This window comes from Leadbetterella sp. DM7 (assembly GCF_040829825.2).
GTDB lineage: Bacteria > Bacteroidota > Bacteroidia > Cytophagales > Spirosomataceae > Leadbetterella.
On sequence record NZ_JBFOLH020000003.1, the window covers coordinates 339,998 to 361,201 of the forward strand.

The 21,204-nt window shown below is 50.5% G+C and carries 19 protein-coding genes; 6 read left to right on the forward strand and 13 right to left on the reverse strand.

The window, feature by feature from the left end:
- Positions 1 to 23: 23 nt before the first annotated feature.
- Positions 24 to 623 carry a WbqC family protein gene (locus AB2U10_RS05225; RefSeq protein ID WP_367913066.1) on the reverse strand — a complete coding sequence of 200 codons (600 nt, stop codon included), beginning with the start codon at positions 621 to 623 and terminating at the stop codon, positions 24 to 26.
- 87 nt (positions 624 to 710) lie between these two features.
- On the opposite strand from AB2U10_RS05225, the gene AB2U10_RS05230 reads away from it, so the two are divergent.
- The gene (locus AB2U10_RS05230; RefSeq protein WP_367913065.1) at positions 711 to 2,609 is read left to right on the forward strand and encodes an OmpA family protein; all 1,899 of its coding nucleotides are present in this window, start codon (positions 711 to 713) and stop codon (positions 2,607 to 2,609) included.
- Between the two features lie 19 nt (positions 2,610 to 2,628).
- Here the strand turns inward: AB2U10_RS05230 and AB2U10_RS05235 are convergent, their stop codons facing one another.
- From AB2U10_RS05235 to AB2U10_RS05245, 3 genes are all read right to left on the reverse strand, one after another.
- Entirely contained in the window at positions 2,629 to 3,588 is a 960-nt protein-coding gene (locus AB2U10_RS05235; RefSeq protein WP_367913064.1) for an L-threonylcarbamoyladenylate synthase, read from the reverse strand.
- A gap of 329 nt (positions 3,589 to 3,917) precedes the next feature.
- Positions 3,918 to 4,703: a tRNA pseudouridine(38-40) synthase TruA gene (gene truA, locus AB2U10_RS05240; protein ID WP_367913063.1), complete on the reverse strand. Its 786-nt coding sequence runs from the start codon at positions 4,701 to 4,703 to the stop codon at positions 3,918 to 3,920.
- A 72-nt stretch (positions 4,704 to 4,775) separates the two neighbouring features.
- Positions 4,776 to 6,011, reverse strand: coding sequence for an MFS transporter (locus tag AB2U10_RS05245; RefSeq protein WP_367913062.1), 1,236 nt, complete (start codon positions 6,009 to 6,011; stop codon positions 4,776 to 4,778).
- Between the two features lie 176 nt (positions 6,012 to 6,187).
- Here AB2U10_RS05245 and fumC point away from each other — a divergent pair, with 176 nt between their 5' ends.
- From fumC to AB2U10_RS05265, 4 genes are all read left to right on the forward strand, one after another.
- Positions 6,188 to 7,585: a class II fumarate hydratase gene (gene fumC / locus AB2U10_RS05250; RefSeq protein WP_367913061.1), complete on the forward strand. Its 1,398-nt coding sequence runs from the start codon at positions 6,188 to 6,190 to the stop codon at positions 7,583 to 7,585.
- A gap of 62 nt (positions 7,586 to 7,647) precedes the next feature.
- Entirely contained in the window at positions 7,648 to 7,881 is a 234-nt protein-coding gene (locus AB2U10_RS05255; protein ID WP_367913060.1) for a hypothetical protein, read from the forward strand.
- 53 nt (positions 7,882 to 7,934) lie between these two features.
- Entirely contained in the window at positions 7,935 to 8,954 is a 1,020-nt protein-coding gene (locus AB2U10_RS05260) for a YncE family protein (protein ID WP_367913059.1), read from the forward strand.
- A complete protein-coding gene (locus AB2U10_RS05265; RefSeq protein WP_367913058.1) occupies positions 8,951 to 9,475 on the forward strand; it encodes an NUDIX hydrolase in 525 nt (174 codons plus the stop codon). The genes AB2U10_RS05260 and AB2U10_RS05265 overlap by 4 nt, the downstream gene beginning before the upstream one ends.
- A gap of 13 nt (positions 9,476 to 9,488) precedes the next feature.
- On the opposite strand, the gene AB2U10_RS05270 is transcribed toward AB2U10_RS05265, so the two are convergent.
- From AB2U10_RS05270 to AB2U10_RS05295, 6 genes are all read right to left on the reverse strand, one after another.
- Positions 9,489 to 11,360: a tetratricopeptide repeat-containing sensor histidine kinase gene (locus AB2U10_RS05270; protein ID WP_367913057.1), complete on the reverse strand. Its 1,872-nt coding sequence runs from the start codon at positions 11,358 to 11,360 to the stop codon at positions 9,489 to 9,491.
- A 72-nt stretch (positions 11,361 to 11,432) separates the two neighbouring features.
- Positions 11,433 to 12,452, reverse strand: coding sequence for a DNA polymerase III subunit delta (holA, locus tag AB2U10_RS05275; protein ID WP_367913056.1), 1,020 nt, complete (start codon positions 12,450 to 12,452; stop codon positions 11,433 to 11,435).
- A complete protein-coding gene (locus tag AB2U10_RS05280; protein WP_367913055.1) occupies positions 12,442 to 13,044 on the reverse strand; it encodes an acyl carrier protein phosphodiesterase in 603 nt (200 codons plus the stop codon). The genes holA and AB2U10_RS05280 overlap by 11 nt, the downstream gene beginning before the upstream one ends.
- The gene (locus AB2U10_RS05285; RefSeq protein WP_367913054.1) at positions 13,041 to 13,499 is read right to left on the reverse strand and encodes a deoxycytidylate deaminase; all 459 of its coding nucleotides are present in this window, start codon (positions 13,497 to 13,499) and stop codon (positions 13,041 to 13,043) included. Before AB2U10_RS05285 ends, AB2U10_RS05280 begins: the two co-directional genes overlap by 4 nt.
- Positions 13,500 to 13,506: 7 nt before the next feature.
- Complete coding sequence (locus AB2U10_RS05290; RefSeq protein ID WP_367913053.1) at positions 13,507 to 14,751, reverse strand: zinc metalloprotease; 1,245 nt, start codon at positions 14,749 to 14,751, stop codon at positions 13,507 to 13,509.
- Positions 14,732 to 15,670 carry a PhoH family protein gene (locus tag AB2U10_RS05295; protein ID WP_367913052.1) on the reverse strand — a complete coding sequence of 313 codons (939 nt, stop codon included), beginning with the start codon at positions 15,668 to 15,670 and terminating at the stop codon, positions 14,732 to 14,734. Before AB2U10_RS05295 ends, AB2U10_RS05290 begins: the two co-directional genes overlap by 20 nt.
- Positions 15,671 to 15,878: 208 nt before the next feature.
- On the opposite strand from AB2U10_RS05295, the gene dnaB reads away from it, so the two are divergent.
- Positions 15,879 to 17,426 carry a replicative DNA helicase gene (dnaB, locus tag AB2U10_RS05300; protein WP_367913051.1) on the forward strand — a complete coding sequence of 516 codons (1,548 nt, stop codon included), beginning with the start codon at positions 15,879 to 15,881 and terminating at the stop codon, positions 17,424 to 17,426.
- Positions 17,427 to 17,527: 101 nt separating this feature from the next.
- On the opposite strand, the gene AB2U10_RS05305 is transcribed toward dnaB, so the two are convergent.
- The 3 genes from AB2U10_RS05305 to lysA all read right to left on the reverse strand — a co-directional run bounded on the left by AB2U10_RS05305 (position 17,528) and on the right by lysA (position 21,025).
- Positions 17,528 to 18,544 (reverse strand): Gfo/Idh/MocA family oxidoreductase, encoded by a 1,017-nt coding sequence (locus tag AB2U10_RS05305; RefSeq protein ID WP_367913050.1) that lies wholly within the window; start codon positions 18,542 to 18,544, stop codon positions 17,528 to 17,530.
- 74 nt (positions 18,545 to 18,618) lie between these two features.
- Positions 18,619 to 19,815, reverse strand: coding sequence for an acyl-CoA dehydrogenase family protein (locus tag AB2U10_RS05310; RefSeq protein WP_367913049.1), 1,197 nt, complete (start codon positions 19,813 to 19,815; stop codon positions 18,619 to 18,621).
- Position 19,816: 1 nt separating this feature from the next.
- Positions 19,817 to 21,025, reverse strand: a complete 1,209-nt coding sequence (gene lysA / locus AB2U10_RS05315; RefSeq protein WP_367913048.1) for a diaminopimelate decarboxylase — start codon at positions 21,023 to 21,025, stop codon at positions 19,817 to 19,819.
- Positions 21,026 to 21,204: the final 179 nt, after the last annotated feature.

Sequence of the window (21,204 nt, forward strand, 5' to 3'; positions counted from 1 at the left end):
TTAATTCTATAACAATTTTTTTTTCAAATTGGCTCCCTTACGGTGGTCCAACTTTCGGGTCCTTTCATAAAGAGCAGATCCAGAATACTCAGATTAGGCTCAAACTTATTGCCAAAATTCTGAATGTAGGGCTTAAAAGGCAAATTGGCCGCATTCTCCCCCCTGTTTTTCGCATTAAAGCTAATAAATTGGTTTTTATATTCATAATACGAAAAATCCTGAAGACAAATTGTCTTATCTACTCCCATTAATTTCAGACAAATTGTCAGCGTATCACAATTCAAATCTACCAGCCGTTCGTGTCTTTTGGCAAACACTTTGTATATATAATCTTCAAAGTACTCAAAAAAAGGACTGTTACGGTAAACATTGATCAGTGTTCTCCATGCTTTGCGCTCCCAGGCAGTAGAGTAATCGATCTCTATATTCCGGATCAGCTCATGGTTGGCAAACTTTTTTACGGGAACCAGGAGGGTTTCAACCCGGTGCGGACCCAGAACATAGGCACGGGTGTGGTACGACTGCTTCCGGTATTGCCCGGCGGTATTGATCCAAACGGTATCTTCGACGGGAAGATGCCGGATATAGTCAATACACGGGAAAAAATCGGGTGAAAATATCATTCGTTAATTTTTTCAGGAGCAACATTTTTATACGTTATATATAGGAACAACACCTATATTTGGACACTTCAAAGTTATAAAAGTTTAATGAGAATAAAGTTATTTTTTGTCGCACTCACTTTGTTTTACTCCGCTTCAGCGCAGGACACCGAAAAGATGCGCCTCCAGCTGAGGGTAATTAACGGCATGGACGGGACCGAAGTAAAGAATGCCACCGTAAAAGTAGCTTACGCATTAAGTGAAAATACTATTCCACTTAAAACAGAGAAGAAAAACCGTTTTTACGAGGTCGTCAAAGGCGCCGATGTGAAGATCAGCGTAGACGCCCCGCAATACTATACGGAAGAAAGAAGATTCGAGACCGAAAACCTGTACGACCTGGATGTGCTGGAGATCAAGCTGACACCCAAACCGGCAGAAACCCTGGCAGAGGCGCCGACACCTGCCGTTCAGGAGCCCGCTCCTTTCTTTGTGGTGGTGCGCGACATCACCTCGGGCGATAAAATCAATGCGCAGGTAGAAGTAACGGCCCCTTCGGGCCGCAGGGAAACCGTAACTTCGGGAGAATCGTACCAACCCCGTGAAAAAGGAGAGTATAATTTTGTGTTCAAAAAAGACGGTTTCGGATCGTATTCGCAGAAGCAGGTTACCCGGCCCGGCAACGAGGCCCAGCTGATACCGGTCACCTTTGATGTACGCGCCGTCACATTTACCGAGCACGAATATGCGCTGGTAGACGCCTACACCCTTCAGCCGGTGATGAAAAGCCAGCTCTTTATCCTGGATGAAAACAAAAAGCCGGTAGAAACCCTGTATAACAGCAGCAAAGGCACTTACCTGACCTACCGCATCAACCCGGAGAAAACCTACACCGTAGAGGTCAGGGCAGAAGGCTATGAGCCCCTCACCGGGCCCCTGAAGAACAATGGCCGCAATATTACCCTGACGCTGACCCCGGCCGACCTGCAGAAAATAACGCTTGTTGTACAGGACGACTACACCCGCGAGATCCTGCCTGTTCAGCAGCTGAAAATACGGTCTGCAGCCTCCACAGAGCTGCCGGTAAAAGAAGAAAACGGCGAACATACCGCCATGCTTAACCCGCAGAAAGCCTACCGCGTTCAATTTGAAACGGCCGGCTACGCTTCTTTTGATCAGCAGGTGGAACCCACCGCATTCCGGGATGAAAAACTGGAGATTATGGTCCGGAAGCCGGCGTACCCGCTGGCGCTTGTGCTGGACAATACCCTTACCGACGACCAGAAAAAAGGGGCCACCGCCATCGTGCAGCAGGCTGACGGAGTAAGCCCTGCCGTGTCTTTTGATCCCGGGAAAAACGCATTCCTGCTGGAATCTGACCCGGATCAAACGTTGCAGATCAACATTCATGTGCCGGGTTTCCGGGCCTACAGCGCCTCGAATAACCGCCGGCAGCTGGCCCAGTTTCAGCTGAAGGTTCAGCTGGAGCCGGAGGCCGTTACCGCCCCTGTAGTAGCAGAAACCGTTCCGGAAACAACCCCGCCGGTAACCGAAGCAGCCCCGCCCGTGGTTACACCGCCGGTGACGGAAGCCGTGGTTACCCCCCCGGTAACCGTAACGCCACCGGCACCGAAAGAAGAAGCACCTATGGAAGCTAAAAAAGGCCGCCGGTACGCGTTGAACGGCGTAAACTTTGAGCAAAGCCAGACCACCATGCTGAAAGGTTCGGAAACCAAGCTGCGTGAAGTGCTGCAGTTCCTGAACAATAACCCGAAAGTAACCATCGAAGTGATCGGTCACACCGATAAAACGGGCGACGAGCGCCAGAACCAGCGTTTATCGGAGTTCAGGGCGCGGGCGGTAGCCAACTGGCTGTTCAATAACGGGATCAACCCCGAAAGGATACAAACTTCCGGGAAAGGTTCTTCAGAACCTGTAGCCGGCAATGACACGGAAGAAGGCAAAGCGCAGAACAGGAGGATTGAGATTGTGGTGGTGGAAGAATAGATTAAGTTAAAAACTGAAATTACTCTTCCGCCAGCGTCCGCCTCAGCCGGTCATTAATAGCCCGGCCCAGGCCGGCTTCGGGTACAAATTCGATGAAGACGGTATCAATGGGGCATTTATCCAGGTAGCGCAGTCCTTCAAACAAGCGGGCAGCAGCTTCTTTCAGATCGGCCTTTTCAGAAAGAACAAACTGGCTTGAAAAGCCGGTAACGGGAGAAGAATAGCGCAAAAGTCCGGTTTTATCTTTATCGCATTCCTCCAGGCGGGTATCATCTGTCAGCAGGAGGACTCTTTTATCAGGGGAATAATGCTTTTTAAGCATGCCCGGTGCCTGCGGATTGGAATCGGAGAAGTCATTGATGCGGATAGTTCCCTCAAAAACGGCTTGTAATTCTTCAATTTCCAGTCCGCCTTTCCGGTAAACCACCATTTCATTGCCTTCCATACCTACAATGGTCGACTCTACGCCTACCCGGCTGGGGCCTCCGTCGAGAATGTAGTCTACCCGGCCGTTGAGCTGGTCGTATACGTGCCGGGCGGTGGTAGGCGATATATAGGTAAACGGATTGGCGCTGGGTGCCGCCACCGGGAAATCCAGCGTGGAAAGCAGCTCCAGTGTAAGCGGGTGGCCCGGCACCCGTATGCCCACCCTTTCCGAGCCGGAAGTAACAATATCCGGGATCCGGTCGTTCTTCGGCACCAGGATGGTCAAAGGCCCCGGCCAGAATTTATTCGCAATTTTACCTAATTTATCCAAAGAAGACGAAGTATATTTGTATAATTCTTTAAATTTCGAAATATGTACGATCAACGGGTCAAACGCAGGCCGGTTCTTGGCTTCAAAGATTCGGGCCACGGCCAGCGGGTCCAATGCATTAGCGGCCAGGCCGTACACGGTTTCGGTGGGAATGGCCACCAGCCCTCCCCTCTCCAGGATCATTTTCGCTTTAGCGATATCGGTTCCGATTTCTGTCTGCATATTCTTTACATTCCGGATAGCGACCACGAAGTGATCAAATGTTTATAGAAAAACGGTGTTAAAGCACCCCGTTCGACCCCTTCGGGGTCGCATCTAAACGCGGGCCTATAAATATATCAATCCTTCGGATTTTGTCTTTGAACAATCTTCCTACCTTGCAACTTACCCTATTGTCAATTGTCCATTGTCAATTGTACATTGTCAATTATCCATCGTCAATTTCTCCCCAAAATACCCCTTCGGGTCGCATCTAAACGCGGGCTATAAATATATCAATCCTTCGGATTTTGTCTTTGAACAATCTTCCTACCTTGCAACTTACCCTATTTTCAATTGTCCATTGTCAATTGTCCATTGTCCATCGTCAATTTCTCCCCAAAATACCCCTCCGGGTAATACACCCTCTCCAGGGTCAGTCCTTCCGCTTTGGAGGCCGAGCCGGCCTTTGTCCGGTCTTTGCTTAAAATAATCTGCTCAAACGCTTCCGGGCTGGTTTTGCCGTAGCCCACATCCAGCAGGGTGCCGGTCACTGCCCTGACCATCCCTCTCAGGAAACGGTTAGCGGTGATATGAAATTCCAGGGTTTCGTCATTTTCTTTCCAGATGGCTTCTGTAAGGGTACAGTTGAAGGTAAGCACATTGGTCTTTACCTTGCTGAAACACTGGAAGTCGGTATAGCTGAACAGCAGCCCGGCCGCCCGGTTCATCAGCTCCACATCGGGCCGGCGGGTGTACAGGGCACAGAATTCTTTTTTAAACGGATCTTTCCGGTGAATAATGCGGTAAATATATTTCCGGCCAATGGCATCAAAGCGTGCGTGGGTATCTTCTTTTACCGGGTAGAGGTTCCTGACGGAAATGTCGCGCGGCAGGAAACGGTTCAGCCGCTCAATAATGGGGGCTGACAGCTCAACAGGCACATCAAAGTGGGCAAACTGCTGCCGGGCATGTACGCCGGTATCGGTACGGCTGCTGCCCTGGACAAAAACGGGCATATTCAGAATAGTGCTTAATGCCTTCTCTACTTCTCCCTGGATGGTCGCCGCCCCGTCTTTCTGCAACTGCCATCCGTGGAAGTGGGTTCCCAGGTAGCTTATTTCAATGAAATAACGCACAGATTAAGTGAAAAGATAAAAGTGAAAAGTGAAAAGATAATGTACCATAACTTTTCACTTTTCACTTTTAGTTTATTTTGATTCTACTTTTTCGTTTTTAAAGAACAGGAAGAACAGCACCATCACGGCAAAAGCAATTCCGGCCGGGATGATCCATACTTTCTCCCAGAACAGGGCTATATCCGCATCTTTTATGGCTGCGTAGCTATCGCTGATCAGTCCGGCTGCCCAGAACCCGATCATCATACCTACACCGTAAGTAGCCAACGAAATCAGCCCCTGGGCTGCACTTTTGTATTTCTCTCCCGCCTTGGCATCTGTGTATATCTGCCCGGCCACAAAGAAGAAATCATAACATACTCCGTGCAACGCAATTCCCAGTAGCAGCATAAAGGTCAGGTCACCTGCATTGCCGTAAGCAAACAGCAGGTAACGCAATGCCCAAGCTAGCATAGCCACCAGGATAGTATTTTTAAAGCCAAATCGTTTAAAAAACAAAGGTAAAGCCAACAGGAAAAGGACCTCTGAGGCTTGTCCAAGAGTCATTTTAGCCGTGGGATTAGCCATTTGAATATCTACGAGGAAAGTATTGGCAAACTGGTAGTAGAAAGCAAGAGGAATACAGATTAGAATGGAGGAAACAAAGAATACCAGGAAATTTTTGTCCTTCAACAGGTTTAATGCATCCAGTCCGAGAATGTCTGAAACCGATGAACCGGTATTACCCGCCTTCATAGGTGGCGTAGCAGGTAGTGTAAAGCTGTAAATACCCAGTACGACCGAAACGACAGACGCCATCAGGAAAGTATTCCTTAACATTCCCCCCTGGATAGCATCCGCTGAATCCCATACAAAAACATAACTGATGGCCAACCCAGCTACAATCCAGCCGATGGTTCCCCAGATCCGGATACCGGAAAACTGCTTCTCAGGATTGCTGAGCTGACGGAAAGAAATGGAGTTCACCAAAGCCAGGGTAGGCATGAACAGGATCATGTAACCCAGCACATACGGGAAAAACTCACCGGCAGTTCCTGATTTGTACATCATGTACATCAGCCCGGCTCCCAGCAGGTGCAGCACCCCGAGAATCCTCTCCGCATTAAAGTACCGGTCAGCAATAAGCCCGACAATAAACGGGGCAATGATTGCTCCATAGGACTGGGTATTGAAAATATTGGCCACTACCGTACCTTCGGCATTCAGGTTTTTCCCGAGGAATGTGCCTAAAGTTACAAACCATGCGCCCCAGATAAAGAATTCCAGGAACATCATGAATGATAATTTAAAACGAATAAGTCCGCTCATACAGATAAGGGTTGGTTAAAGATTGGGTTGAAAATCGTGCCAATTTAACAAAAAAAACGTCATTTACTGTATTTGCGCTTTTTTTTGTATGCCCCCCTAAATACTCTGCGGTATTCATTGGGTTTTTACGGCACAGACCAATAAATTTGCATATTAACTACAAATAAAACCAGCGAATGGAATTCAGAATAGAAAAAGACACAATGGGAGAGGTTAAAGTGCCTGCCAATGTGTATTGGGGCGCTCAAACGCAACGCTCTATCGAAAACTTCAAAATAGCGCAGGACATCAATAAAATGCCGAAAGAGATCATCCGTGCATTTGCTTACCTGAAGCACGGAGCGGCCCTGGCCAACCGGGATGCCGGTGTGTTAGACGAGGAAAAGACCCGACTGATCGCTGAGGTTTGCGGGGAGATCCTGGAAGGCAAGCTCGACGACCAGTTTCCATTGGTGGTATGGCAAACCGGCTCAGGCACCCAGTCTAACATGAACTGCAACGAGGTGATCGCCTACCGTGCACACGTGATCAAGGGCGGAGAGCTGACCGATAAAACCAAGTTTGTGCACCCGAATGACGATGTGAACAAATCGCAGTCGTCTAACGACACCTTCCCTACCGCCATGCACATTGCGGCGTATAAAATGCTGGTAGAGGTGACTATTCCGGGCATTGAAAAGCTGCGGGATACCCTGGAGAAGAAGTCAGAAGAGTTTATGAAGGTGGTGAAAATAGGCCGTACCCATTTCATGGATGCCACGCCGCTTACCCTGGGACAGGAGTTTTCGGGCTATGTTTCCCAGCTGAATCACGGTCTGAAAGCCGTTAAGAACACCCTGGCGCACCTGTCTGAGCTGGCCCTGGGCGGAACAGCCGTGGGTACCGGTATCAATACGCCCGATGGTTACGCCGGGAATGTAGCCCAAAAGATAGCGGAGCTTACCGGCCTTCCTTTTGTGACGGCTGAAAACAAATTTGAGGCCCTGGCGGCACATGACGCCATTGTGGAAGCGCACGGCGCCCTGAAAACCGTGGCTGTGAGCCTGATGAAGATTGCCAACGACATCCGGATGCTGTCGTCGGGCCCGCGGGCGGGCATTGGCGAGATCTACATCCCTGATAACGAGCCGGGCTCTTCCATTATGCCCGGAAAGGTCAACCCTACCCAGTGCGAAGCCATGACCATGGTGGCAGCCCAGGTGCTCGGAAATGATGTGGCCATTAACATCGGCGGTGCCACAGGCCATTTTGAGCTGAACGTATTCAAGCCCATGATGATCTATAACTTCCTGCATTCGGCCCGGCTGATCGGCGAAAGCTGTGTTTCCTTCAACGATAAATGTGCCGTGGGCATTGAGCCGCTGACCGAAAACATTACCCGGCATGTCAACAATTCGCTGATGCTGGTAACGGCGCTGAACACGAAGATCGGTTATTACAAGGCCGCTGAAATAGCTCAGACCGCCCACCGGAACGGCAGCACACTGAAAGAAACCGCTGTGGCCCTGGGCTATCTGACACCGGAAGAGTTTGACGAATGGGTGAAGCCGGAGAACATGGTCGGAAAAATTTAAAAGGCTTATCCTTTGCATTATTCCGTTTTTCTTTATACATTTGTAGTAAAGAGTCTTATACCATGAAGAAGTACGCCTTGCTCATCCTGCTTTTCTGCGTCACTATGGCGTTCGGCACCCTGTTTTACCAGGCTGCTTATCAGCATACAGTAGCTGCTTCTGCACAGGAAAGTACCCTGCCTGCGGATAAAGATACCCGTGTGAAGGAAGATGCTTTCTCTGACGCTACAAAAGAGCTGGCCCGTGAAGGAGGTAAGTCTGTCACCCGCTTTTTATTCTCATTGATTTATAAGTGAAATTGAATATTGTTTTAAGAAAAACGTTGTCTTTACAAAGGCAACGTTTTTTTATGCACTACCTGTATCCTGTTATGGTTCTGCTGCTGGTGTCGTGCCACAGAAATGAACCGAAAGTTTCCGATGCGCTCAAACAGCCGGGCGTGTGGGTGATCAATGGCGGCGAGAACAGCATTTCCATTTTTGACCCGGATACCTACCAGGAACGGGAGCGCGTGTTCATTGCTTCTCCCTACAACACCTTTATGCACCATATCGGCGTCAGCCCGGAAGCAGACCGCTTTGCTTTTGCCCTGCCCGAATACGATTTTTCAGCCGGGCATGACGGGCTGCACAACATGACGGCGGGTGGCCATGTGGTGCTGTTCAACCGGAAAACCGGGAGCAACGAACGCACCATTACCGTACCTTTTGCCAACCACAATGCCGTATTTTCCAAAGACGGCAGCGAAGTATGGACGGGCCTGGTTTCGCACTCCGGGCGGGTTATGGTGTATGACAGCCATACCGGCGGCCTGATTAAAGAGATCATTGTAGGGCCTGACCCGCATGAGGTCATGTTCAGTGAAGACGGCCGGTATGTGCTGGTAGCCTGCATGGAATCGTCTTTCCTGACGGTTATTGACCCGGTCACCAAAACTGTAGTGCGGGATATCAAAGTAGACCCCTTCCCTACCAATGTATGGCGCGGGCAAGACGCCGCCCATGTCATTGTGGAAAATGCCAACCAGCGTTCCCTGAATTTTGCAGACCTCAACCAGCTGAAGGTAACCGATCACATTGACCTTGATTTTGCACCCGGCTTTGCCGCTTTTGCGCCTGACGGGGCCTTATGGGTCTGCGCCAAAGGGCAAAATTTCCTGTATGTATACCGGAAAAACGGTGAAACCTGGCAAAAAGAGCGCCAGATTGCTACAGAGAATGACCCGCACTATTTTATTTTCCTGGAAAATAACGTGTGGCTGATCAACCAGAAACAGAATAGCGTTGAAATTTTTGACCGGGAATCTAAAGAAAAGATCAAAGGCCTGGCTACCGGTCAGAAGCCCAATGCCATTATTTATATACCATGACCCCGCTTATCGAAGAAATAAGAAATCTTCCTGCCGGAAGCCCGGAAGAAACCCGGATCAGGAACCGCTTTATCGGATTTATAGAAGAAAATCCCGATTGTTTTTTTCGCAGCAACCTGAAAGGACACATTACGGCCTCGGCATTTGTTATTGACCGCGCAGCCCGGAAGCTCCTGCTTATTCATCATAAAAAGCTGGACAAATGGTTGCAGCCCGGCGGGCATTGCGACGGTGACGAAGACACGCTGGCGGTAGCCATCCGGGAGGTTTTCGAAGAAACGGGTGTAGAGATTGCAGCGCAGGATCAGCGCATCGTTGACCTGGATATCCATACCATTCCCGAGCGGAAAGAGGTGCCTGAGCACGAGCATTTTGATGTGCGGTACCTGTTCGAGTCTGATGCGGAAAAACCGCTAACCCGCAACCACGAAACGCTGGCTCTGCAATGGATCGCCTTTGAAGATATCCGGAAATATACCGGAGAAGAATCGGTTCTGCGGATATTAGGAAAGATCGGCTGAAAAGGCCCGCCGCTTAAAAGGGCACATCCAGCGTGAGCACGGTACCCGAAGCCGACGAACGGATGTCGAGCTGCGCTTTGATTTCTTCTGCCCGGCTTCGCATATTGGTCAGGCCGTTCCGGCCCGAAGCCAGTGAGGGGTCAAAGCCTTTCCCGTTATCCTGAACGGTGATCCGGAGCATGTTTTTTAAGGGCCGGAACGTCAGGAGCGCCTCCGTAGCGCCCGAATATTTGGCCAGGTTATTGACAGCCTCTTTGATGATCAGGTAGATATTCCTCCGTACATCGGCAGGCAGGTTCAGGCCACCGATCTCCGGTTCTGCCATAATCTCAAAGGTAAAATTACCCGATTCGGCCAGGGGTGTGGCAAATTCACGTATACGCAGCACTATGCCCTCCAGGTTATCGTGAACGGGGCTGACCGACCAGATGATCTCGTCTACCGACTGCATCACCGTTCGGCAGTCGGAATTGATTTTGGAAAACATACGGTGATCGCTCCCCTCTTTCTTCCGGGCCATATCGCTGATCAGCATAATGCTGCTTAAGGTACTGCCGATCTCGTCGTGCAGGTCACTGGCAATCTTGTTCCTGAGCTCCTGGTACTCTCTCATCCTTTTGAGCTTATTCCGGTTAAGCACATAGCCCGCCGACAGCCCGGTAAGCAGCAGCAAGGCAATTCCGCCGCCGGTAATACTTTTATTGACCAGGGCGGCTTTCTCGTTCTTTACGTTCAGCAGCGCTATTTCCTGCTCTTTTTTCTCGGTTTCATACTTCCGCAGCATTTCTTCGGTAGCCTGAGCAGTTTCTACCTTGAATAACGAATCTTTGGCTACCTCCGAAGCTACCCGGTAGGTATAGGCTTTCTTAAAGTCTTCTGTTTCTTCGTACAGCTCGGCCAATGCCAGGTTAGCGGTATAGAGATAATCCGGCTGCTCAGTTTCTTTGGCGATCTCCAGGGCGTCCAGGTAGTATTTTTCTGACAGGGGATAATTATGCTGAAAAAAGTACAGGTCGCCCAGGTTGTGATAAATGGTTTTTAAAGGGGTACGCACATCCATCTCCTTACAGATAGCCATGCTTCTTTTCAGGTATTTTTCTGATTTCGCGTAATCGCCGGTCTTCCGGTAAATCAGGCCCAGGTTAGTTAACAGCTCTGACTGAAGCATCTTATGGTCTGCTTTTTCTGCATGTGCCAGGCCCTTCTTATAATGGGTTTCAGCCTCCTTATACTGGCCGAGATCATCGTACACCGCCCCTATCCTGTTTTCACCAATGCCCATGCCTGAAAAATCGTTCAGGCTGGTTTCCACATCCAGGCCTTTCTGATAATAGATCAGCGCCTCTTTGTACTTTTTATAAAATTTGAGATTACTTCCCAGCTGATCGTACGGCCAGCTCTTCAGGGGGTTAAGCTTATTTTTCTCCTGGTAATCAATCAGCTTCACGGCATACCGGGTGGCATTTTCGCGGTCACCCATCTGTTCATAGATAATACCGATATTGTTCAGGGAGTTCTGGTGTCTTTTTTGGGGAAGGTTATATTTCTCTATGACCTCCTGGGCCTTCAGAAAATACTCCATGGCTTTTTTGGGGTTCTGCCTGAAATATTCTACCACCCCGCGCATATTGATCACATAGTATAAGCCCTGCTTATAGTCCAGCTTCTGTACCAGCTGATCCATTTCGTCAATCAGCTCGTTTGCTTTTTTAAAATCCCCGTTCCTGACCTTCATAAAGGAATATTCATTCAAAGCCTGCACGTAGCTGGTATCCCTGGGCTGCTTTTCCAGAAATACGATCAGGGAGTCTTCTGTTTTGGGCACCTGGCACCAGGCGTTTACCGTTGCAAAGAAGAGCATCGCGAGCAAACAAGGGGCTTTCATAAATCAGGGGAAAAAACTTCCATGAAATTTATGGATAAATATTTGAAGTTGGGTAAAGTTGTGCAAAAAAAGTCAGCTCAGGAAACTATAGACCAGCTCTTTGTAAATATCTGATTCGGTGGCGCTTCCTGCGTCTACTCCTTTTGAGCGGGCATCGGCCAGCCGCAGGGCATGCACCGCCCGTCTCAGCTGGGGCAGAGAATACGACTGGGCCGCGCGTTTGTAATCTTTCAGGAAGTAGGGATTCACACCCAGGATACGGGCGAGGTCACTGTCGGGCTTGTTGCCCAGCCCGTGCAGAAGCAGTACTTTTGAAAAGAAATTATACAGGGAGATCACGTTCATGGTGAGCGGATGATCTTTGGCATTGTTCCCGAAATAGTTGGCGATCCGGAAGGCTTTTGTGGCGTTTTTGTCGATCAGCGCCTTCTGAAGCTCAAATACGTTGAATTCTTTGGATACCCCCACAAAACGCTCGATGATATCGGCGTCTACCCCTTCTCCCTCTTTGAGGTTGAGCTTCAGCTTTTCAATTTCGTTGCTGATGGCCTGCGGGTTGTTTCCCAGGTGCTCACTGAGCAGCTGAATGGCTTTGGGGCTGATCTTCACATTTTCTTCCCGGCACAGCTCGGCAATGAAGTCGGGCACCTCTGAATCGTACATTTTTTTAAAGTTGTGGATCTCCCCCCGCACGCCAAACGATTTTACCCAGGTTTTGCGCTCGTCCTGCGGTTTCCCGAAGCACAGCACCAGCAGTGTGGATTCCAGCGGGTTCCGGGCGTAGCTTTCCATCAATCCCTGGGCGTCTTTCTGGCCCAGGTCTGAAATGGCCTGCGCTTCTTTGACCAGCACCAGCTGTTTTTCGGCCATCATGGGAAATTTCCGGGCGTAGTTCAGCACATCTCCCGTGCTGACGTCTTTGCCGTACAGCACATATTCATTGAAGCCCTTTTCATATTCGGGAATAGCGATCTCCTGTATTTTATCGGCAAAGCTGTCGATATAATACGATTCTGTTCCGTGCAGGAAATACAGGGGCTTCAGCTTGTCGCGCTGAAGCTCACGGATAATTTTCCGGTAATTATTGGCCATCTTTAAAAAATTCAGTGTCGCACGACTCTTTCAGCCGCTTAAAAAAACTCAGGAACAGCCGGTCGATTTCCCCGTAATGCTGCTTCATGACCGGCAGGGCTTCCGTAAGATCCACCTGCTGCACGCGGCGGTTGAGGCTGGACAGGGCTTTTTCCACGCCCCGGAAATGAATATAGCTCTTCAGCCAGTCGTGGTATACCATTGACTCCACCAATGCTTTCAACGGCGGGGGCTGCAATTCCGTATACTGCGTGGTAAGGGAATCGTACACCCGGTTTTTGAAGACGTCAAATTCTTCGCCGGCAAAAACAGCCCAGTTTTTGTGCAGGAAATGATCCAGGATCACGTCTACCACTACCGGCGCATATTTGCCGAAACCGGGATAGAAGAACTGCTTGCACGCGGCCACCTCCCGGTCTGAATCGGTAAAGGTATCAATGTGACGATGCAGCTTCAGGCCGGTTTTGACATCGGCCGGCAGGTGCCGGTTGGTTTCGTTTTCCACGCCGCCAACAATGTAGTCTTCCAGCAGGCTGCCCAGGATCATCCCGTGATTTTTACCCGCAAGAAACAGGTGGGCCAGGTAATTCATGACATTTCGTATTTAATGACTTCCGTACCGAATTTCCTGAGAAATTCCACGCCTTCATCCACACCTATGCCTTTGTATTCGGCATAGGAATTCAGGTAAAGCACTTTTTTTATCTTCATGGAGTAGATCACCCGCGCACAGGCAATGCAGGGCGACAGCGTCACATACAAGGTAGAGCCTTCTACGTTCGCCCCGTTTTTGGTGGCATAAAGAATGGCGTTCTGCTCGGCATGGAGGGCCAGTGAGCAGCTTCCCTTGGAGTCGCGCGGGCAGCCGGCCTCGCCAAACTCCTCGTCGCAGTTGTGCGTGCCGGCCGGCGGGCCGTTGTACCCTATGGATATGATCCGGGTGTCATTCACCAGCACGGCCCCCACCTGGGCCCGCACACAATGCGAACGGCGGGCCAGGTTAATGGCCAGCTCCATGAAAATATCGTCAAACTTCGGTTTCTCCATAACACTGCTATAAAAATATGATCCGCCGGTCGATCTGCGTGTCTTTTGACGACAGCCGCAGGTGCCGCATCCCGCTCCCTACCCTGCTTTTGGGAATATGAATCACCCTGCTCAGCGAGTTGGTATATTCTTCCGAAAACAGCACCCTGCCCAGGTCATCAAAAACTTCTATTTTGTAATCGCGCGCCTCGCTGACCAGCACTTTACAGTCGAGGCCGCTGCCTTCTACCGGGTTGCCCATAATCTTCAAAACGAGCTGATCGTTTACCGGCTCAAAAATATCAACCCCGGCCAGCAGGTTCTGCCGGCGCTTGCTGATCTCGAGAATAGCCCTTACCCGCGCTTTCTGGTCCTGCGTGAAGATGCTCATGCAGCTGTCTACGGTGTAGTCCATATAGTTCTCAATCATGTTGCGGGTGGTAACGCCCCGGCAGTTGGAGTACAGCGGCGAACACACCAGCGTATTGTTCGACGATTCGGCCGGCGGAGTATCGTCGCAGTAATCGGTGCCGCAGCGGGTATCGCCCCAGGTATGGATCAGTCCTAGCCAGTGGCCCACCTCGTGGGTGGTGGTGCGGCCGAAGGAATAGGGCGCTTCCACCGTTCCTGTTTTCCGGCCGAAGGCCCGGTAATCTATAAATACGCCGTCTACCCGTTCGTCGATATCCGTACTTTCCAGCCCGTCGTAGTTCCCGATCGGGAATTCAGCATAGCCCAGGTAGCTGCCGGTAAGCGTGGTTACCCAGATATTCAGGTATTTGTTCGAATCCCAATAGGAAAGATCGGAGATGGCACGCGTTTCTGACAGGATATTGAAGCTGCGGCGACTGCTGTATACCCGGTTAATGCCCGAAGTAGGGTGACCGTCAGGATCAATGTTGGCCAGGAAAAATTCGATCTGCATATCTGCCCCCACCGGGTTGGTGTTGTACCCCGGCGTGCCGGGCATACGCCGGTAGTCTTCGTTCAGCACTTCGATCTGCGAAAACACCTGTTCGTCGCTGATATTGGAGCCCGAGCGGGTACCTGACGCATTGTTGTGAATGACATGCACCACCACGGGTATGCGGATCACTTCTTCGAGGGCTGATTTTCGCAGCTTCTCTGACCTCATTTCCTCCACTTTCCGGCTGATAAGCTCGTGAATTGCCGCATTTTCTACTGCTTTACTATCGGCTGCACACCGGACGGCCTGCGCTTCAGCCTTTCCCCATAAAACGAGGAAAAAGAGACTAAGTATCTGCTTTTTCATAGGCTTCCAGGATTTTTACCACCAGCGGGTGCCGCACCACATCTTTACCGTCCAGCTCTATAAAGGCGATCCCGTTGATGCGCCGGAGTATCCTTGCGGCTTCTTCCAGTCCGGACCGCTGGTTTTTGGGCAGGTCTACCTGCGAGCGGTCACCGGTAATAATAATTTTGGAAGAAGGACCCATACGGGTCAGGAACATCTTCAGCTGCATGGGCGTGGTGTTCTGGGCTTCATCGAGCAGTATAAACGCGTTATCGAGGGTCCGGCCGCGCATGTAAGCCAGGGGCGCGATCTCGATGGTGTTCTTTTCCAGGTAGCCCTTGAGCTTATCGGCAGAGATCATGTCGTCAAGCGCATCGTAGATGGGCCGCAGGTAAGGATCAATTTTCTCTTTGAGGTCACCGGGCAGGAAACCCAGGTTCTCCCCGGCTTCCACTGCGGGCCGGGTGATAATGATTTTCCGTACGGATTTATCTTTAAGCGCCTTTACGGCCAGTGCCACAGCGGTAAACGTTTTCCCGGTACCTGCAGGGCCTATGGCAAAAACAATATCATTGTCTTTCACGGCTTCCACCAGCCTTTTCTGGTTGCGGGTTTTGGCCTTAACAATCAGTCCGCGGTTCCCGTGAACAATAATATCGTCCTGGTTCAGGAATTCATCTATTTTGTTTCCTTCCAGCGTGTTCTGCACCTCTTTCAGGGGCAGCACATTGTATTTTTCGAAGTACTGCAGCAGCCGGGAGAATACGTCTTCTATGCGGGCAATATCGGCGTCTGATCCTTTCAGAAAAACTTCATCTCCACGCGCAATGATCTTACTTTCAGGAAACGACCGGCTCAATTCTTTCAGGTTTTCGTTTTGCGGTCCGAAGAACTCATTCAGGTTTGAAATCTCTAATTTTACAGACTTTTCTATCAAAATGCGGCAAGGTTTAATTTGTACACAAATTTGTGGAATTTATTAACAATAACCTTTTTTTTTCCACAAAAAAAAACTTCCCTTTTTCAATTCCCTGAAACTTAGAACGTTCCTCTATCAGAGAAGGGCGATTTAGAAACAGCCCTGTTTTTTAGCTGCCTTTTCCTGTTAATTTTGTGAACCGATTTGGTATGAAGACCCTTTTCACTTGGACGACACCGCGCTACATATTACCCCCGGAATTCAACGGCAGCAAGTCGGCCGTTTACCCCATACTACAGAGATAGAATCTGCTGTACTGGGCGCATTACTTATTGACAAAGAGTCAGTTAATCTTATCCGTGAGATTCTTTCACCCGACAGCTTCTACCTGGAAGAGCACAAGGTCATTTACAAGGTCATCCTGGATATGGCCGATGCCGGCGAGGCCATAGACACCCTGAGCGTTACCCGTGAGCTGCGGAGCAAAGGGCTGATCAGGCAGGTGGGCGGGCCCCGTTTCGTGGCTGCGCTGACCAGCCATATCAACTCGGCTTCCAACGTGGAATTCCACGCCATGATCATGGCGCAGGCCGGTATTAAACGCGAGATGATCCGGGTGGCATCGGAGATCATGGAAGAAGGCATTGAAAACGAGCTGGATATTTTTGAGCTTCTCGACAAGACCGAGCAGTCGTTCTTCAAGATCTCGGAGCGGAACATCCGCAAAAACTATGCAGATGCCAAAAGCATCATGAAGACCACCATTGCCGAGCTGGAGAACAAGAAATTAAACAATAACGAAGGCATTACCGGGGTGCCCAGCGGGTTCAAAGAGCTGGATGCGCTCACAGGAGGCTGGCAGAAAACCGAGCTCATCATTATTGCGGCCCGGCCCGGTATGGGTAAGACCGCTTTTGTGGTTTCGGCCATGCGGAACGCCGCCGTAGACCACCAGAAGCCCGTAGCCATCTTTTCACTGGAGATGTCTTCTACCCAGCTGATGCTCCGGATGATATCGGCTGAGGCCGAGCTGGACAGTGAAAAGCTGCGGAAAGGCACCCTGCAGCAGCACGAATGGGAGCAGCTGCATCACCGGATCACCAGGCTGGCCTCTTCCAATATCTTTATTGACGATACACCCGCGCTCAGCATCCTGGAGCTCAGGGCAAAATGCCGGCGCCTCAAAGCCCAGCACGATATACAGATGGTCATCATTGATTACCTGCAGCTGATGACCGGCGACGCGGGCTCAGGCGTATCCAACAGCCGTGAGCAGGAAATTGCCACGATCTCCCGCTCGCTGAAAAACCTGGCCAAAGAGCTGGAAGTACCGGTTATTGCGCTCTCGCAGCTGAGCCGTGCCGTGGAAACCCGGGGCGGGAACAAGCGGCCCCAGCTGTCTGACCTCCGGGAATCGGGGTCAATTGAACAGGATGCCGACATGGTGATGTTTCTCTATCGCCCGGAATATTACAAGATCATGGAAGACGAAAACGGGAATTCAACCGAGGGCGTGGGAGAAGTGATCATTGCCAAAAACCGGGCCGGTATCACTGAAACGGTACAGCTGCGGTTTGTAGGAAAGTACACGAAATTCGCCAACCTGGGCGAATACAACAATACCCTGGGCAGTTCGGCCTTCAGCCAGGTCTCCGGCCTGGATCATTTTGAGTCGCAGGGGCCGTCAGATCCCGGCCTGAGCACTTTTAAGAGTAAGATCAATCCGCCGGAAGGAGGGCAAAAGGAGCCGGACGGGGGAGATTATCCGTTTTAGTGAAAAGTGAAAAACGAAAAGTTAAGGAACATTTTCTCATAATTAATCTATGAACTAATATTCCTTAACTTTTAACTTTTCGTTTTTAACTTTTAACTCCCTTAGATTTTCCCTGCGCTTTTCACCGCATCCAGTATCCTGATCTGCTCCACGATCTGCCAGGGCTGAATTTCCGGCTCTTTGCCCGAGCGGATGGCCTCAGCCAGGTCATCAAAGAGACGGGCCCAGTTGCCGGGCAGGGTCTCAACGGTTCCTTGTATCTCCAGGCCGTGCGTTAAGGTGCGGATACGGCCGTTGTCAGAAGCCGGCTCCTGCCCGAAACCGGGCTGAACGGGGTAAAGTCCGCTTACCAGGTGGTCTTCCTGCACGTCCATTCCGCATTTGGTATACGAGCCTAAAGTACCGTGAACCACATATTTAGGGCCCGGGTCTTTGACCAGCAGGCCGGACTTCAGCGTAACTTTTACCTTGCCGAAATCCATATAGAGCTGAAAGGCATCGTCAATGGCCGAATTGGCCCGTTGGGTAAATGTTTCCCCCGAGATACAAGCGGGTTTCCCGAACAGGCAGATGGCCTGGTCTACCAGGTGAGCGCCCAGGTCATAAAGAATACCGGTGGTGGCATCGGGCGCTTCTTTCCACGCCTTGGCATTCAATACCGGCTTATAACGATCGAAATGCGCTTCATACGACAAAATTTCTCCCAGAATACCCGATTCTATCACCTTTTTTACGGTCTGAAAATCACTGTCGTACCGCCTGTTCTGGAACACATTCAGCACTTTGCCCTTTTTCCGGGCCAGCTCAAAGAGCGTTTCGGCTTCCGCAGGCCGGGCAGTAACGGGTTTTTCGACCATAACATGCTTTCCTGCCTCCAGGGCCCTTACGGCATAATCAAAATGCGTGGAGCCGGGTGAGCAGATAGAGATCAGATCAATGGATTTATCCGCAAGCAGATCATCAATAGAATCCACCCTCAGCGTATCTACAAAAATATGCGGCGGCAACTCCCTGGAGGTGACAATTTTCACCAGGTTGTATTGGGGATTTGTCAGAAAGAAAGGAGCCTGAAGATACCTTCCGGATAATCCGAAGCCAACTATTCCTACATTGATCATAATATTTGTATAATTATATAAACACCAAAATAAAATCGCTATACCACCAGATATATAACGAAAAACGAAGTATTTTATTTGAAAGCCGGTATCCCGGTAATTTCCTGCCCCAGGATCAGGAGGTGGATATCGTGGGTACCCTCGTAGGTGACCACCGACTCAAGGTTGGCCATGTGCCGCATAATGGGGTACTCTCCGGTGATACCGTTTCCACCCAGGATCTGGCGCGCTTCACGGGCAATGTTCAGCGCCATGGCCACGTTGTTGCGCTTCGCCATGGATATCTGGGAAGAGGTGGCTGCCCCTTCGTTTTTGTTCTTCCCGAGCTTCCAGGTCAGCAGCTGCGCTTTGGTGATCTCGGTCAGGAACTCGGCCAGCTTTTTCTGAACCAGCTGGAAGGAAGCAATGGGCCGGTCGAACTGTATCCGCTCCAATGCGTATTTCCTGGCTGTTTCATAGCAGTCCATAGCTGCGCCTACCGCACCCCAGGAAATCCCGTACCGGGCGTTATCGAGGCAGCGTAAAGGCGCCCGCAGCCCGTCGGCACCCGGAAGCAGGTTGGCCTTTGGTACCCTGACATGATCAAATACCAGCTCGCCGGTAGCGCTGGCCCTCAGCGACCACTTGTTTTTTATTTCGGGGGTACTGAAACCCTCCATTCCCCTTTCCACGATCAACCCTTTGATCCTTCCCTCTTCATTCCTGGCCCACACCACGGCCAGGTCGCAAAAGGGAGCATTGGAGATCCAGGTTTTCGAACCGTTCAGCACCAGGTGGTCGCCTTCTTCATAAAAGTGACAACGCATTCCGCCCGGGTTGGAACCGAAATCGGGTTCGGTGAGCCCGAAGCTTCCCAACCGCTCACCGGCAGCCAGCGCGGGCAGGTATTTCAGGCGCTGCTCTTCAGAGCCGTATTCAAAAATGGGAAACATGACCAGCGAACCCTGTACCGATGCCGTAGACCGGATACCCGAGTCTACCCGCTCCAGCTCCTGCATCATCAGTCCGTACGTGATATAATCGGCGCCCATTCCTCCATAGATTTCAGGGATAACAGGACCGAACAATCCCATTTCACCCATTTTCTTTACCAGGAAAAGAGGAAACTTTGCCTGCTGAGCCGCATCTTCAATAATGGGCGAGATTTCTTTTTTGCAAAAGTCGCGCACCGAAGCACGTACCAGGAGCTGCTCTTCAGACAGCAGCTCATCTACCCCGTAAAAATCGGGGGCTATAAAATCATCGGTTTTTTGTGAACGCGCAAAATCCATATCAGAAGGTGATCAGCACCTGGTTTTTCAGAATATCGTCCAGCGTTTCCCTGCGGCGGATCAGGTATTCCTCTCCGCGATACACCAGCACTTCTGCCGGCCGGAAGCGGCTGTTGTACTGGGAGGCCATGGTAAAACCATAAGCCCCGGCGTTCCGGATGGCCAGGATATCGCCTTCTTCCGTTTCGGGAAGCTCCCTGTCTTTAGCAATATCGTCAGTTTCGCACATATATCCAACCACATTGTATTTTTTTCGTGCGGGAAGCCCCGCTTTTGAAATATTGATGACATCGTGGTAGGCATCGTACATCATGGGGCGAATCAGGTGGTTAAGGCCGGTATTCAGTCCCAGCAAGGTGCCGTTGGGGTTATTTTTTACCACGTTTACCTGCGCCAGCAGGAAACCCGATTCGCTCACCAGGAATTTCCCCGGCTCAAACCAGAGCTCCAGCTCCCGGCCGTACGCTTTGCAGAAGTCCTGAAAACGTGCCGACAGCTTGTCGCCCAGGTCTTTCATATCCGTTACGGCATCGCCTTCGCGGTAAGCCACCTTAAAGCCACCACCAAAATCGAGGTACCGGAGATTGCCGAAGCTCATGGCCAGGCTGAACATCACCTCCGCCGCCCGGATGAACGTCTCCCCGTCTTTAATATCTGATCCGGTATGCTGGTGCAGGCCTACGATATTCAGGTTATACCGGTTCACCAGCTTCAGGATCTCCTCCTTCTGTTCTACCGGGATCCCGAATTTGGAATTGCCGTGCCCGGTAGAGATCTTCAGGTTACCGCCGCCTTCCACGTTGGGACGGATCCGGAGAAAGAGCGGCCGGCTACTGCCATATTTTTGCCCGAATTTCTCCATTGCGGAAAGGTTGTCTACATTTATCAGCACACCGTGGCTGAGGCATTCTTCAATTTCTTCAAACCCTACCCCGCTGGATGTAAACGTAATCTGCTCCGGCGCAAACCCGGCTTTCAGAGCCAGGTGCATTTCCTGGGGCGACACCACATCTACTTCCACGCCCAATGTGCGCATAAGCGAAAGCACCGAGATATTGGTATTGGCTTTGCAGGCGTACTTTATTTTCATGGGCACGCCGGCGAAAGCCGCCCGCAGCTCATTGACCTTTTCTTCTATTTTATCTCCTTCATACACGTACAGGGGCGTACCCCACGTACCGGCCAGGTTCAGCAAAGTAGTATTGTTCATTTAAAAATGCTTGTTGCGCTACAAAAATACACGAAAAGTCAGGGAAGCAGAATGACCCGCCGGATATTATTCCGGAAAGATACCTTGTTTAGATAGTTAAAAAATTATACATATATTTATATATTTTCGCTTTTTTACTATTAAAGATATTTTTACAGAATTAATTTGACTTTGTAAAA

Coding starts and splice junctions, on each gene's coding strand:
- fumC (WP_367913061.1), top strand. CDS start 6,188: ATGGAATTCAGAATAGAAAAAGACACAATGGGAGAGGTTAAAGTGCCT.
- AB2U10_RS05255 (WP_367913060.1), top strand. CDS start 7,648: ATGAAGAAGTACGCCTTGCTCATCCTGCTTTTCTGCGTCACTATGGCG.
- AB2U10_RS05265 (WP_367913058.1), top strand. CDS start 8,951: ATGACCCCGCTTATCGAAGAAATAAGAAATCTTCCTGCCGGAAGCCCG.
- AB2U10_RS05230 (WP_367913065.1), top strand. CDS start 711: ATGAGAATAAAGTTATTTTTTGTCGCACTCACTTTGTTTTACTCCGCT.
- AB2U10_RS05260 (WP_367913059.1), top strand. CDS start 7,935: ATGCACTACCTGTATCCTGTTATGGTTCTGCTGCTGGTGTCGTGCCAC.
- AB2U10_RS05290 (WP_367913053.1), bottom strand. CDS start 14,751: ATGAAAAAGCAGATACTTAGTCTCTTTTTCCTCGTTTTATGGGGAAAG.
- AB2U10_RS05245 (WP_367913062.1), bottom strand. CDS start 6,011: ATGAGCGGACTTATTCGTTTTAAATTATCATTCATGATGTTCCTGGAA.
- AB2U10_RS05285 (WP_367913054.1), bottom strand. CDS start 13,499: ATGGAGAAACCGAAGTTTGACGATATTTTCATGGAGCTGGCCATTAAC.
- AB2U10_RS05305 (WP_367913050.1), bottom strand. CDS start 18,544: ATGATCAATGTAGGAATAGTTGGCTTCGGATTATCCGGAAGGTATCTT.
- AB2U10_RS05235 (WP_367913064.1), bottom strand. CDS start 3,588: ATGCAGACAGAAATCGGAACCGATATCGCTAAAGCGAAAATGATCCTG.
- AB2U10_RS05310 (WP_367913049.1), bottom strand. CDS start 19,815: ATGGATTTTGCGCGTTCACAAAAAACCGATGATTTTATAGCCCCCGAT.
- holA (WP_367913056.1), bottom strand. CDS start 12,452: ATGGCCAATAATTACCGGAAAATTATCCGTGAGCTTCAGCGCGACAAG.
- lysA (WP_367913048.1), bottom strand. CDS start 21,025: ATGAACAATACTACTTTGCTGAACCTGGCCGGTACGTGGGGTACGCCC.
- AB2U10_RS05280 (WP_367913055.1), bottom strand. CDS start 13,044: ATGAATTACCTGGCCCACCTGTTTCTTGCGGGTAAAAATCACGGGATG.
- AB2U10_RS05225 (WP_367913066.1), bottom strand. CDS start 623: ATGATATTTTCACCCGATTTTTTCCCGTGTATTGACTATATCCGGCAT.
- AB2U10_RS05270 (WP_367913057.1), bottom strand. CDS start 11,360: ATGAAAGCCCCTTGTTTGCTCGCGATGCTCTTCTTTGCAACGGTAAAC.